The 13,340-nt window shown below is 43.7% G+C and carries 9 protein-coding genes and 1 pseudogene; 5 read left to right on the top strand and 5 right to left on the bottom strand.

The features are described 5' to 3' along the window. Positions 1–624: pseudogene (locus tag QUA38_RS21975) on the top strand (NAD(P)H-quinone oxidoreductase subunit F); the annotation flags it as partial. Between the two features lie 144 nt (positions 625–768). On the opposite strand, the gene QUA38_RS21970 reads toward QUA38_RS21975, so the two are convergent. Next, positions 769–1,380 (bottom strand): Uma2 family endonuclease, encoded by a 612-nt coding sequence (locus QUA38_RS21970; protein WP_333165545.1) that lies wholly within the window; start codon positions 1,378–1,380, stop codon positions 769–771. 128 nt (positions 1,381–1,508) lie between these two features. Between QUA38_RS21970 and QUA38_RS21965 the strand changes: the two genes are divergently transcribed. Both QUA38_RS21965 and QUA38_RS21960 read left to right on the top strand, forming a co-directional pair. Continuing rightward, positions 1,509–3,023, top strand: coding sequence for an NADH-quinone oxidoreductase subunit M (locus QUA38_RS21965; protein ID WP_333165542.1), 1,515 nt, complete (start codon positions 1,509–1,511; stop codon positions 3,021–3,023). 166 nt (positions 3,024–3,189) lie between these two features. Next, entirely contained in the window at positions 3,190–4,356 is a 1,167-nt protein-coding gene (locus QUA38_RS21960) for a CO2 hydration protein (protein WP_333165539.1), read from the top strand. 349 nt (positions 4,357–4,705) lie between these two features. Here the strand turns inward: QUA38_RS21960 and QUA38_RS21955 are convergent, their stop codons facing one another. The 4 genes from QUA38_RS21955 to QUA38_RS21940 form a co-directional block, all read right to left on the bottom strand. After that, entirely contained in the window at positions 4,706–5,425 is a 720-nt protein-coding gene (locus QUA38_RS21955) for a PHP domain-containing protein (RefSeq protein ID WP_333165536.1), read from the bottom strand. A gap of 397 nt (positions 5,426–5,822) precedes the next feature. Then, a complete protein-coding gene (locus QUA38_RS21950) occupies positions 5,823–8,228 on the bottom strand; it encodes a bifunctional serine/threonine-protein kinase/ABC transporter substrate-binding protein (RefSeq protein ID WP_333165535.1) in 2,406 nt (801 codons plus the stop codon). Between the two features lie 172 nt (positions 8,229–8,400). Further along, the gene (locus QUA38_RS21945; RefSeq protein ID WP_333165533.1) at positions 8,401–9,162 is read right to left on the bottom strand and encodes a ZIP family zinc transporter; all 762 of its coding nucleotides are present in this window, start codon (positions 9,160–9,162) and stop codon (positions 8,401–8,403) included. A gap of 531 nt (positions 9,163–9,693) precedes the next feature. After that, on the bottom strand, positions 9,694–10,269 hold the full coding sequence (locus QUA38_RS21940; protein WP_333067969.1) for a DUF3611 family protein: 576 nt from the start codon (positions 10,267–10,269) through the stop codon (positions 9,694–9,696). A gap of 1,655 nt (positions 10,270–11,924) precedes the next feature. Here QUA38_RS21940 and QUA38_RS21935 point away from each other — a divergent pair. Both QUA38_RS21935 and QUA38_RS21930 read left to right on the top strand, forming a co-directional pair. Next, positions 11,925–12,776 carry a DUF1206 domain-containing protein gene (locus QUA38_RS21935; protein WP_333165531.1) on the top strand — a complete coding sequence of 284 codons (852 nt, stop codon included), beginning with the start codon at positions 11,925–11,927 and terminating at the stop codon, positions 12,774–12,776. A gap of 201 nt (positions 12,777–12,977) precedes the next feature. Then, the gene (locus tag QUA38_RS21930) at positions 12,978–13,223 is read left to right on the top strand and encodes an LLM class flavin-dependent oxidoreductase (protein ID WP_333165529.1); all 246 of its coding nucleotides are present in this window, start codon (positions 12,978–12,980) and stop codon (positions 13,221–13,223) included. The last annotated feature ends 117 nt before the right edge of the window (positions 13,224–13,340 follow it).

Below are 13,340 nucleotides of genomic sequence, written 5' to 3'. Positions count from 1 at the left end.
GTGCTGCTTTTAGTTAACGGTTTGACAGCGCTAAATTTAACTCGCATATTCGGTTTAGTGTTTGTGGGAAAACCGCAGCCGAAAACTCGCAGAGCTCCAGAAGTTGGTTGGCCGATGGCTTTGCCGATGGTAATTTTGACAGTAATGGGGCTATTAGTGCCTTGGATGTTGCAGGAGTGGCAACTATTAATTAGTTGGACTGGGCCTTGGGCGGAAACTGGAGATTTTGATGCTTTAAATTTGCTTTTGAAGACGCTGGATACGCCGCTGTTGTTGTTATCTGGGTTGATTGGCGTTGCGGTTGGGGTGGCGATTTATTGGTACGGGGTATTACCTCGACCGGTACGGCTGCCGGTGCCGGCGTTGCAGGATTTGTTTGCTTACGATTTTTATATCGATCGAGTTTACCGCTTGACTGTCGTTTGGGCTGTGGCTTTTATTTCTAAAATCAGCGCTTGGACTGATAAGTATGTGGTGGATGGGGCGGTGAATTTGTTCGGTTTTGCCACAATTTTCAGCGGTGAAGGGTTGAAGTACACCGGCACTGGTCAGTCGCAGTTTTATGTGTTGACTATTGCGGGGGGGGTTGCTGTGTTGCTGGCGTTGATTATTTGGCAGTTTTAAACTGTAGAGGTTTGCAGATGAATTTTTCGGGGTTTGTCTGCTTTTGGTCTGATGTTATTTAATTTTTAACCGCAGATGAGGGCGGATGAACGCAGATGAACGCAGATGATTTTAGTCTGGGTTTGTCTGCTTTTTTATCTAGTTTTATTCAAAATCGATCGGCCATAATTCGGTCACTGGAACTTCCCAACCGGGCAAAAGTTCGGAAATTGAAACCATGTCGCCGTCTCTCAATACCACTGGCTCGGCTATCGTAGTGTAAATTGTTACTGTATGCTTGTCTGGGTCGATTAATATTCCTACTTTGGCTCCGAGTTCGATGAATGATAAAATTTTTTCTCGGAGGGGTTTGAGGCGATCAGACTGAGATTTGATTTCTACCACTAAGTCGGGAACAAGTTCGGCAAAATACCTTTTACTTTGTTTGAGGCGATCGGCTACCACAAACGAAACGTCCGGTGCTGTAAGATTTGAATTGGGGAGAATAAACCCGCCGCTGGACTCAAACACTCGTCCGAGTTTGCGGGGTTTGACCCAGTTACGCAAAAGACTGCCAAACTCAAGTCCAATTTCGCTCGATACAATGTTTGATGGGCCCATAACGATAATCTTCCCGTCTACCAGTTCGAGTTGGTAGTCTAGATGTGCTTCGCAGAGTATACATTGCAGTTCTTCCAAGTCGGCAACGGTGAGGCGGGTGGAAGGAGAACCGGATTTAATTTGCAAATCTTCTCGATCTGTAAGACTTGAGGTCATAGGAGGATTCCAGAGACATTTGAATCTATGTTAACAAGAAAATTAGCCGATCGCTTTTATATGTAGTTGCTTTGCGTTAATGTTAAATATAGCTCTAAATACTGTGTAACAAAGGAAAGTTTTAATTGATGCTCAGTGCTTTAATCTGGATACCAATGTTGGCTGCTGCCCTGATTGGGCTCTGGCCCGGTTCAGTGAGTTCTAAAATAGTTCGGAATGTCGCGATCGCCATTGCGGGTATAACTTTTATTCTCTCGGTGATTTTGGCAGTTCAGTTTGATGCCAGTACCAGTCAGTTGCAGTTTTCGGAATTTATTCCTTGGGTAGATGTTTTGGGATTGAATTACAATCTCGGTGTTGATGGTTTGGCTCTGCCTTTGGTAATTTTAAATACTCTGCTGACAGGAATAGCTATTTACGCTACGGATGAGTCGATCCGCAGACCTCGACTTTATTATTCTTTGATTCTGTTAATTACCGGCGGCGTAACAGGGGCTTTTTTATCTCAAAATTTGCTGCTATTTTTCCTGTTTTTTGAGGTAGAATTGATTCCGCTTTACCTGTTAATTGCAATTTGGGGAGGCGAGCGCCGGGGTTACGCTGCTACTAAGTTTTTAATCTATACTGCCTTTTCGGGAATTGTGCTGCTGGCTGCTTTCTTGGGGACTGGTTGGCTTAGCGGTGCTTCTAGTTTCGATATGGTTGGCGCAGCGGGCGCATCGCATTTGCAAGGAGGGTTGCCCTTGCCTTTGGTAAGGCAAATTGTTTTGCTCGCAGGGGTGTTGCTGGCTTTTGGAATTAAGATACCTTTGGTGCCTTTTCATACTTGGCTGCCGGATGCTCACGTAGAAGCTTCTACTCCGGTTTCGGTGCTGCTGGCGGGGGTCCTTTTGAAGCTGGGAACTTATGGGATGCTGCGCTTTGGTTTGGGTTTGTTTCCCGATGCGTGGGCGGTGGTGGCACCTTGGTTGGCGAGTTGGGCGGTGGTAAGCGTGCTTTACGGAGCGAGTTGCGCGATCGCCCAAAAAGATATGAAGAAAATTGTAGCTTACAGTTCGATCGCTCACATGGGCTACATTTTGTTAGCTAGCGCCGCAGCTACTCCGATTAGTATGCTGGGAACTGTTTTGCAAATGGTTAGCCACGGTTTAATTTCGGGGCTGCTATTTTTGAGTGTCGGCGTTGTCTACAAAAAATCCGGCACTCGAGATATCGAGGTGCTAAAAGGTTTATTTAATCCCGATCGCGGTTTGCCGATGATTGGCAGTTTAATGATCCTCGGCGTGATGGCAAGTGCCGGCATTCCGGGTTTGGCTGGATTTATTGCGGAATTTTTGATATTTCGGGGTAGTTTGCCAGTTTTTCCCGTGCAAACTTTGCTCTGCATGATCGGCACTGGTTTAACTTCAGTTTACTTTTTAATTATGGTCAACCGCGCCTTTTTCGGCCGCCTTTCGGATGTGGTAGTAAATTTGCCACAAGTCCGCTGGCGCGATCGCATCCCTTCGCTGATTTTAGCAATAATTATCGCCATCATGGGAGTGCAGCCGGGAGTTTTAGTTGCTTTGAGCGAAAAAACTGCGATCGGAATGGTTGCTAATGTGCCACCGCAAGTTAAAGTTATTGCTCAAAACTTGAAATAAAATATGACCTAGGTTCGTAGTGAGGAATGCAAGTCCTCTCTTAACAGCTTTTACGTAGTGAGGAGTGCAAGTCCTCTCTTAACCGCCTTTAGCCCATCATTCAAGGACTTTAGTCCTTACTACAAACCTCTTTCTTCGTTCTTCCTTCTATTCAGGCTTAATTAAAATGACAAGTACCGTATTAAAACCATCTTCCCATCCCCTATCCGCATACATTGACATATTGGAATCAGGCAAAGCTTTGCTTCCTGAATCGACGGAAAATGTAGTAGAAGTTGTCGGCATTCTAAAAAGTTATGGTATTGTTTTAGATGCCTATTCTCGCAATCTCAACTATATTGCCGAAGAACAGTTTTTAGTGCTTTTTCCGTTTTTTAAATATTTCAACGGAGATGTAAATCTGCCCAAATTAACACGCTATTTGTGGCACGATCGCATAAATTTTGAGTATGCTGAGTATTGCATGAGAACAATGTTTTGGCACGGCGGCGGCGGTTTGGACAGTTATTTGGATTCCCCGGAATTTAGCAGTTTGGCCGAAAAGGCGATCGCAGCTAAACTGAAAGGCAATTTTTTCATGCAGGGACTAAACAAAACCTTTCCTGATTTTTTGCCGGAACAAGTGCGGATGCTGGCTTACTACACAGGTCTCGGTCAGTTTTGGCGGGTAATGAGCGATTTGTTTATAGACTTATCTGATTCCTACGATCGAGGGGAAACTAAGTCTATTTCTGATGTAGTTGATTTTGTCAAAGCCGGTTTAGTCGCCGCGGCCAGCCTACCGATTACCTACAGCGTCAAGATTGGCTCTCAAGTCTACGATATACTGCCAGCGACGGCTAATTTGACATTTTTACCAGATGTAGCCGTGCCTTATGTAGAGGCTGTTTTCTTTCGGGGCACAGCTTTTTTTGGCACAGTTTCCTACAACGCTCAAGCCCATCAAATCCCGGAAAAACAAAAAGATTTTGCCTACGGGGCTTTGTTTGCTGACCCTTTACCCATTGGAGGTGCAGGGATTCCGCCAACTCAATTGATGCAAGATATGCGGCATTTTCTGCCGGAGTATTTGCACGAAGTTTATCGCACTAGCTGTCGGGGTGAAGATGATCTGCGGGTGCAAATTTGCCAAAGTTTTCAGAAGTCGATGTTTTGCGTGACGACGGCGACTATTTTGGGTCTAGCACCTCATCCCATGAATACCTCCGATCCAGAGGAAAAAAAGGCTAATCGAGCTTATTTAGAAGGTTGGATGGATCGATTTGGAAATTCTCGCTTGGATTGGGCAAATCAGCCAACTAACAGGGCTTGTCAGTTATTCCCCGAACGGTAGAATGGCGACTGGTTTTTAGGGCGCAATGTCTCTCGGAGTTGCAAGAATATTACCTGAAGAAAGCAATTGCTTACTTTTGGATACCGAAAGATCATTCTGGCGATCGCAATGATATCACGTCCCGTAAAATAGCCGTTATAAGGCAAGTAGTAAAAACTTCAGTCCACAGACTTTTATGAGGACTGAAGTCCTCACTACCAAACAATTTTATGGTAGGCATTTTAGCGGACATAATATGACCAGATAAACTGTTTGTTTTCGGCTCTTTGTGATTGCTTTCATAAGAGATATATCCGCTAACGCTTAGACTGGTAAGGACAGGATAAAGCACTTCTTATTTCCGAACTATTTAGATTCGGACGAGAAGACTCAGGCCGTGAGAGTCCGTGCCACAAGTTCCCAGCAAACCATAAGTTTCTGCTAAATCTTTGACTAAAGCAGTTTGTTTGGGGCTTGGTTTCCAAGGATTGGGATTACCGTAAGCATAGTAAATTTCTACACCGTCAATGCCGAAACGGGCTGCTTCTGGGATTAGTTTATCTGCAGTCGATCGATACCGGCAAGGATGTGCTAGAACTGCTAAACCTCCTGCTTCATGAATAGCTTCAATTACCCTGGCTGCTGAATAACAATAAGTGCCTTCAGTGCTTTTACCTCGCAAGTAAGGTTTGAGACTGGGATGTTGCGGATCAAAGGCGTAACCGAGAATGTGTACCTCATTGTTGAGTAATTCGGCATTAATTTCAGCGCCTGTCCAGAGACTAGGTGCTTCACTATTTTTGTCAGGATGGTTTAATTTCCAATTATCCAGCCAAATTTGAGCTTTAACGTAGCCTTCGGTGCTGTGGTGGTCGGTGATAGCTAAGCCCTTGAGACCTCTGGCTATGGCTTGTTCCATCAATTTCTCTGGCTGCAATCGGCCGTCGGAGTAGACTGTGTGCATATGAAAATTATAAGAACCCGGACAGCTATCGGCATCAATTGTCTGGAAGACTTGTTTGAGAGCTGAGATATTCTGTGGTTCTGGTTTGAGACTAGAACTTGTTGGGGAAGCGAGATTGACAGCCATAAGCGTTATTATAGAAAAGACTAACCTTGTTTAATATATCTAATAAATTCATATGTTGCACCTGTGACAATAGTCGGCTGTAAGATTGAAACATCTGGCGGATTGTTGCGTTCGGCACACGATATCAATTCACTCGCACATCTTGCACAATTCTCTATCCAGGATTTTATCGTCGGGTGGGGGCGGGTTTATGAGATTTTTGGTTTTAGGCAATTATTTTTGGTAAAACTCGTCCCGGACCGTTTGTTGACAATCCCACAAGATATCAATTACTCCCACATATTGCATCATGCTTAACAGCGCTTTTCGGCCTGTTCCACAAAGAGTAATTTTTCTTGCGGGCTGGGCATCCTGCCAGCCATTGAAGGGTTTGTTGACAATGCCACAACATATCAATTCAATCGCACTTTAAACCTGCGGCTGTGGCGGTGGGAAATTCGATAGGCACAAAGGTAACGCCATATGTTGTTGTAGAACAGGCTACAATATGGGCTACTCGTTTGGGAGGATTTTTCCGATTTCCAGTCTTTGAGTCAAACTCAATTATACCCGTGGCTCCCTCGGCTTTAAAGTTTGGATCTGCTAAGGTTTTTTGCATTCCTTCGCGAGTGGGTTGCGCCTGCATTTCTAGGGCTTTAATCAGCGTCCGGGCGGCGTCGTAGGTTAAGGCCGATCGAGTATTCACCGGGCCTCCCCATAATTTTTCCGCGTTTACAGGAAATTTTTTGTCAAAGCTTGCTAGCGGATGCCAAAACAGGGATATTCCCAGTTTTTCAATAGACTTTAGCTCTTTTGCTACTTCTAACGTTCTCGGCTCGTACAGAGTCCACGGCCCAACAATCCAATTGCGATCACCGTTAGCTTTTATCATTTCGATCGCATTTTCTAGGGAATTAGTGACTTGACCGTCGGGAATGACAAGTAAGGCGGTTTTTCCTGCTTTCTCAACTTCTTTGATTGCTGCTTCGGCGTTAAAATTATTTTTAGATAAATCGTAATAATTACTTAGCCTAAAAGTCGCTCCTCCTTTTGCTTTAAATTGCTTTTTGAATTCTTCCCACAAAGAAGCGCTGAACGGACTGTTGGGATTGTAAAATACTGCGGCTTTTTTCTCACCGACCGAGAGCAGTTGATTTACTAAAGCTTCAGATTCTATGCTAGTTGTCGGAGCCGTCCGAAAGAAAAATTTTCGAGGTTTTCGCGTCAGTTCTTCTGTTGTGCTTCCCGGAGAAATAGCGATTAGTTTATTTTGATTGTAAATATCTACGGTTTCCACAGTCATGTCGCTGGTGTAGTGTCCGATAACTGCTAGAATATCGGGCTGAGCGACCAGATAATTAGCCCTTTGAACCGCGTAGGATTTGATATTGCCATCATCAGCAATCATGACTTTGAGACCCTTTGTCCTAATAGCTTTTGGTTCAAGAAAGCCTTGACCTGGAAAATCTTTATTGTTCTCATTTGCAGCCAGAAGACCTAAATTAACTTCGGTTTGAGCTTGAGCAATGCCACGGAGCAGTTCTTCAGCTAAATTTGCGTTGAGGATGCTGCCGTCCTGATTTCTGCGGATGGGAACAACAATTGCGATCGTGTAATATTCTGCATTTATTGCCTTCAGCAAAGCATTGTTGATATAAATTAAAGTTTCTGGATCTCTGCGGTCTTCCCGCCAGGACTGTTTGAGCAATTTTAAAGCTTCGGGATAATTTGAGTCGGCAAACTCATTGATTCCCCTTTGTTTTGACCACAGGGCGGAGGTTTGCACTAAGAGTTTTTCGCCGGAACTTACACCATCGGCGGAGGGTGTAGGCAACGTTGGTTGCGGAGAAATTCTGGGGATTAAAAATACGATCGCCCCAAAAGCCGCGATTCCCGCAACAGCTAACAGCAGACAGCGAAAGCCCGATCGCAACTTCCGCGAAGTTTTGGGTAAATCAGGCCCTGCGACGATCGACAAATCCAAGTCTTGCAAAACTTCATCCACAGATTGGTAGCGGTCTTGAAAGTGGAAACGCACCATCTTGGTTAAAATATTTTTGAGCTTGTCGCTAACTTGTACCGCAGGACGATCGGGCGTCGAGTAATCCCAGACAATTTCCCCAGTTTCGGGGTCTTGCGGCAGATTGGTGGGACGTTGCCCGGTGAGAGCTTGGATGGCGATAATTCCGAGAGCGTAAATGTCGTTGTAGGGTTGCGGTAGAGAGCGCGGATTGTATTGTTCGGCCGGCATATAACCGCTGGTGCCGATCGCCTGCGATGTGAATATTTCACCTGTAGAGTTAGAGGTAAAAGTGCTGATTTCTTTGACCGCCCCAAAATCAATTAGAACAATTTTTTTATCTGTTTCGCGCCGAATTAAGTTAGCAGGTGTAATATCGCGGTGAATTATATTTTCTTGGTGGACACATTTTAATATTTCTAGAACTTCCCGCAACAAAGCAACGGTTTTTTTCTCATTCCCCCGATCGCCCGCAGCAAGTTCCTGACTGAGCGGATGCCCTTGAACGTATTCTTGAACTAAATAAAAATGGTTGTTTTCTTCAAAACGATCGAATAATTCGGGAATGCGCGAGTCCTTCCCTAGACAGCGCAAAGCGCTAGCTTCCCTTTCAAATCGCTTTCTTGCCATCTCCAAGACGTGGCGATCATTCGATGAGGGAAAAGGAATTTCCTTAACAACGCACAGAGAATGATTTGGTTGGTTTATTTGTGCAGCCGTATAGGTTTTAGCAAACCCTCCCTGTCCCAACAAAGCGATAATTTTGTAGCTTTCGTGCAGGATCTGCCCTAATTTGACGCACATAAATTTTCCAACACCTCTTGACCGGCTGCGACCTTTAATGTGAATTATAAGCTTTTTTGTGGTTCGATACAGCTTGGCAACATATCCAATTCATCTGTGTCTATATCAAAAACACTATAACTCTCAGCAATGAGCAATTCTACATTAGTGATGAGCGATCGCTAATTATCAATTATCTGTCTGCTAACTTACTGAGTACAAAAGCAGCTAAAAAACCGCAGACAGTAATTAGTCCAGCAAAATCGTGAGTTTCCTCGAATGCTTCGGGAATCATAGTATCTGAGATCATGGCTAAAATACCCCCTGCTGCTACGGCGGTAGTAGCGGCTATTACTTCCGCAGAAAAGTGGCTAAAAAGCGTATATCCTAATAATGCTGCGATACCGGAAATAAGTGCGATCGCGCCCCAAACTCCAAAAATGTAACCGATCGATCTCCCTGCTTTTTTCATGCCGGCGGCGCTAGAGAGCCCTTCGGGAATGTTGGAGAGGAAAATTGCCGCTACTGTCACCGAACTGACAGCGCCTCCAGAAATCATGCTGACACCAATGACGATCGACTCCGGTACCCCGTCTAACAGCGCGCCGAGGGCGATGGCTAATCCGCCATCGCCTGACTCTGTTTTAGCTGGGTGCAAAGCGCCCGATCGCTTGCGGTGTTTTGCTCCCTGTTGACTCAAAAACCAATTGGCGGCTGTGTAGACAGCAGCGCCACCCAAAAAGCCGATCGCCGTCGAGTCGAAACCGCCGCGCTTGTAAGCTTCATCCATCAGTTCAAAGGATAGCGCTGAAATTAGCACACCGGCGCCAAAAGCCATAATTGTCGCGATCGCGCGCTGGGGAATGCTGACAAAGTAACCCACCGCCGCTCCCAGTAGCAGCGCCGAACCCCCCACTAAACCCCAAAATCCTGCCTGCAACCACACTGGAAACATCAGACCTACCTCAGAGGAAAATTTTTTATGCCCGCCTAAAAATTCATTATATATAAAACTTACGGATGGGCGCCAGAAACCAGTTTTTTTACCTCATCTACTAAGTACATTTCCTAATAGATAAACTGTATAACATGGCTTTGTTTAGAGACTCGGTCACAGGGTTATTTAGGAATTTGAATGCCACGGCTATGGCTCATCTTTCGGAATATGAGCCTTAGTTTTGTTGGTTCCAATTTAAAATATATCTATCAATATAAAGGTAGATATAATATCTTCCCCGATAATAAATACATTCCCTTTTTAAAAAAAAGTTGCTCAAGCTGACTACCATTAGCGGGAGTGATGGCTACTCATTTCCGATTAGATGTTCATCAAAATAGCCAACTTGTTTAGCTTGTAGCTGCACTGTCTTCGCTCTCTTTTACCAAGACAGTGCAAAACCAAAAACCTTACTTAAACCGGCAAGCGCTTGTAAGTCCTGACGGCATAGGAGTTGTGTTTCCCTTTAGCGATCGCTAATTTTGCCAACTACTCTTCTACCCAATTGAGTAACCCAAGAGAAGTAACAGCTCCAAAAAAGTGAGCGCCAATCAGATTGACGTTAGCCATCGTTACAAAAATATCTAGGGAACGAATCACATTTTCTGGCGCATAAGCTGCCATCGCTTGCGGTTGACTAAGAGTTTTCGCTAGAACTACAGCAACTGTTTCTTCAGAAGCGACAAACGCGATTAATACCCCCACCAAACTAGAAACTAATCCAATCCGTAAGGTGTGAGTAATATGTTCTTTACTGGGATATACCTGGGAATTTTCTGCGTGCAAAAGTCGCCCTAAAAGCCTATAGCGAAAATCCCAAAAAATTCTAAAGCACAGCAATAACAGACCAACTATTGCTAAAAATACCCCGAAACCAATACCTGCATTATTGGTTTGTTCGCTCATGTTGCGACCCAACATAGCAAATAATAAAACAATGCCGGAAACCGCACCAAAGAATAACTGTATCCAGAAGCTAAATCTACTAAACAAGCGAAAAGTTGCAACGAATTCGCTTTGGATCAGCGGTTGCGACAAGGATTCTGGTTGATTCAGTTGATTCATTATATACACCTTATTGCTGAATTGAGCATCAAAGCAAACGACGTAAGAAATAGGTTCTGCTTGTGTTCCTGTCGCAAGCGATCGCCTTGTGGTTAGCTATTAGAGTTTTCCTGAAAAGTCAGTTAAGGGCAGGACAGGATGCCGGATGTTTGGGTACCGAATTCGGAAATTTCCGGTAAATAAAAGGTTGAACTTAACACAGGTACTGCCATTGTGGTTGATTGGATTTTCCTAAAATCCTCCCGGTTCTGAACAATCAACTTCTTGCGACAATGGGAATTTAGAGTCTTAAAAATCGACTTAGGCAAAAAGTCTATTCTCTTTGTTCACCATTTCAAAATCTTGCTTCTATCTCTATTTAATCTAACTAGCCCAACCTTGCCATCTGTCTGATGCCATAAGAAAATATCCACCTGATGGAAGATGATTGAGGAAAAATTTATGATAAAGCTTTAAGTTAAGTGCGATCGGAGTATTAGCGATAGGTGCTTGATTCCCAACTCCCGCACTGGGGCGCATCCATTCTTACAACATCCATAAGCTAGTTAGGGCAGCTATTCCAGATTCCCAACTATTCATATGCGAGTTGAGAGCTATTCGTTGTAAGCAAGATTACCCGAACAAATTTTTGATCGCCTTCCGAGTATTGACCATGTAACCCAACAAATTAAAACGATTTTTATGTGAACTAATTCGCATATTAATCTGTTGTATTCCCACTATCGAAGGCTGATTATCCATAGCTTATTAATTATATTTTTGGACATACTTCGGGTCAATCCGATGGCATACCGCCACGCAACTATCAGCCTTTTTCCCGCTTTTTACCGCTAGCGAGCCGATCAAATTATCTCAAAATGCCAAGAGGGTTTAATGGGTTGGTTGGCAGGCATTGCATAAAGCATGAATTTTATTGCACTAGCAATCCTTGCAGGATTCATAAATCTTTTACCCCACCCCAACCTTCCCCCCGATTTCGGGGAGGCAGTAAGAAATTCACAAATGATTTAGGCTTTGTATATTACGAGCATTATTCCTTTGTTTGTTTGGCAAGTGATACTGCTTTGTGTCAACGGAGTTGTGGCATTTATATTCGCTTTTATTCCCTATAAGGGCGAATTTTTAAGCGTAATTTTAGTAGGGATGCCTTTATTAGATTCGCATTGGAAAGCAGGTGAGGTGTTATTGCTATATTTCATAATTAAACAAATTGCAGCAGGAAATTTTGTCACCCCTATCCTTATGAAAAAGCAGGGATATTTGCTTTCCAATTACACATTAGCACTCTAGACAGCATTTAGATTTTTATTGGGTTTTTGGGATTATTTTTAGCGCCCTGAATTATAATTGTTATTAAAACTTTGGTTAAAGAACTTTGAATCAAAAATATACTAGACTGCTGGCCGACTGCTCCATCATCGAAGCTATCTCATAGCCCATAAAGCTAGATTTGTCAAGGCTAATTAATGTGAAATTTATAAATCAATCAACCGCTGACACTCCCGCTCAAGACTGATGAAAAAAAATTCTAAACAAGCTAATTATTAAATTAATAGATAATAACATAAATTATTTGTTTAAAAACTCATTTAACTGGAAAGGAACTCACCATATGCCTATGCCAGCCACCGTTAACAACTAAAGTATATAAAGATATGAAACCGCAGAACTCACCCACCGACAACATTCAACAGTCAATTCGACAAGCAGCTTCTCATGTCTGGTTTGAGCGACTGGCAAGATGGGGATATGCTTCAAAAGGCTTAGTTTACTTTATTGTCGGTTTTTTAGCAGCACAAGCAGCCTTTAGTATGGGCGGCAAGACAACCAATACTAGCGGTGCATTATCAGCCATTGTTAACCAACCTTTCGGTAAATTTATGCTATTTCTGGTAACGATTGGCATTATTGGTTATGCCCTTTGGCGTATCGTTCAGACAATTCTAGACCCAGAACACCAAGGACAGAAAATGGATGCCAAGCGAATTGCCCAACGCATTGGCTACGCCTTAAGTGCTTTAGCTTACGCAGGTTTGGCTTTAACGGCTGTAAAACTGATAATGGGTTCGGGCGGTGGTAATAGCGATACAACCCAAGATTTGACAGCCCAAACTTTAGCGCAACCGTTTGGACAATGGCTGGTAGGATTGGCAGGATCAATTGTTATTGGTGTAGGATTTTCTTATTTTTATGAAGCATATAAAGCCAAATTTCGCCACCATTTCAAGCTAGATGAAATGAGCCAAACCGAGCAAAATTGGGCGACACGGTTGGGTCGGTTCGGAATTGCTGCCCGTGGAATTGTTTTTGTTATAATCGGTTTTTTCTTAATTCAAGCAGCAAGGCTATCGGATGCCAGTCAAACAAAGGGATTGGGCGAGGTGTTGGCAATTCTGGGACAACAGCCTTTTAGTCCAGTAATTTTGGGTCTAGTACCTTTGGGTTTAATTGCCTATGGAATTTACTCAGTAATTGAAGCTCGCTATCGGCGAATTTTCCGCTCATAAGCTTGCCCGTTATACAGAAAGTTATGAATTTTGAGTAGAACATTATTTTTGGCGAGCTAAAAACTTATCTAACTTAAAACTCAAAACTTTTACTAGGCGTCCTGATTAAATCACCTGCTTTTAAGTCTGGATATTTTAACTCAGAACTCAGGGCGGGCACGAGGGCACCGCCCCTACTCAACTCAAAACTCCTAAAAACTTATGCCAACAATTGGTTATCATGCTTCCCACGAAGAGTTTAAGCCGAGCGAACTGCTGAAATATGTCCAAATGGCAGAACAAGCTGGCTTTACCCACGTCCTTTCTTCCGATCACTTTCATGCTTGGAGTGAAGCGCAAGGACAAAGACAAAGTGGTTTTGCTTGGTCTTGGTTAGGTGCAGCAATGCAAGCAACGCCGAGGGAGGCTTTCCTATCGGGTTGTTTGCGCTCTCGGACAGCGGTATAATCCGGCTATTATTGCCCAAGCTGCGGCAACGTTGGCAGAAATGTTTCCAAATAGTTTTTGGCTCACGGTTGGCAGCGGTCAAGCGTTGAACGATAAATATTACTGGGGATAAGTGAC

This window comes from Microcoleus sp. Pol12B4 (assembly GCF_036701385.1).
Classification (GTDB): Bacteria; Cyanobacteriota; Cyanobacteriia; order Cyanobacteriales; family Microcoleaceae; genus Microcoleus.
This window is presented reverse-complemented; position numbering and strand designations above follow the sequence as displayed.

Excerpts from the sequence above, each read along its gene's own strand:
- QUA38_RS21970 (WP_333165545.1), bottom strand. The coding sequence starts at position 1,380 with ATGACCTCAAGTCTTACAGATCGAGAAGATTTGCAAATTAAATCCGGT.
- QUA38_RS21965 (WP_333165542.1), top strand. The coding sequence starts at position 1,509 with ATGCTCAGTGCTTTAATCTGGATACCAATGTTGGCTGCTGCCCTGATT.
- QUA38_RS21960 (WP_333165539.1), top strand. The coding sequence starts at position 3,190 with ATGACAAGTACCGTATTAAAACCATCTTCCCATCCCCTATCCGCATAC.
- QUA38_RS21955 (WP_333165536.1), bottom strand. The coding sequence starts at position 5,425 with ATGGCTGTCAATCTCGCTTCCCCAACAAGTTCTAGTCTCAAACCAGAA.
- QUA38_RS21950 (WP_333165535.1), bottom strand. The coding sequence starts at position 8,228 with ATGTGCGTCAAATTAGGGCAGATCCTGCACGAAAGCTACAAAATTATC.
- QUA38_RS21945 (WP_333165533.1), bottom strand. The coding sequence starts at position 9,162 with ATGTTTCCAGTGTGGTTGCAGGCAGGATTTTGGGGTTTAGTGGGGGGT.
- QUA38_RS21940 (WP_333067969.1), bottom strand. The coding sequence starts at position 10,269 with ATGAATCAACTGAATCAACCAGAATCCTTGTCGCAACCGCTGATCCAA.
- QUA38_RS21935 (WP_333165531.1), top strand. The coding sequence starts at position 11,925 with ATGAAACCGCAGAACTCACCCACCGACAACATTCAACAGTCAATTCGA.
- QUA38_RS21930 (WP_333165529.1), top strand. The coding sequence starts at position 12,978 with ATGCCAACAATTGGTTATCATGCTTCCCACGAAGAGTTTAAGCCGAGC.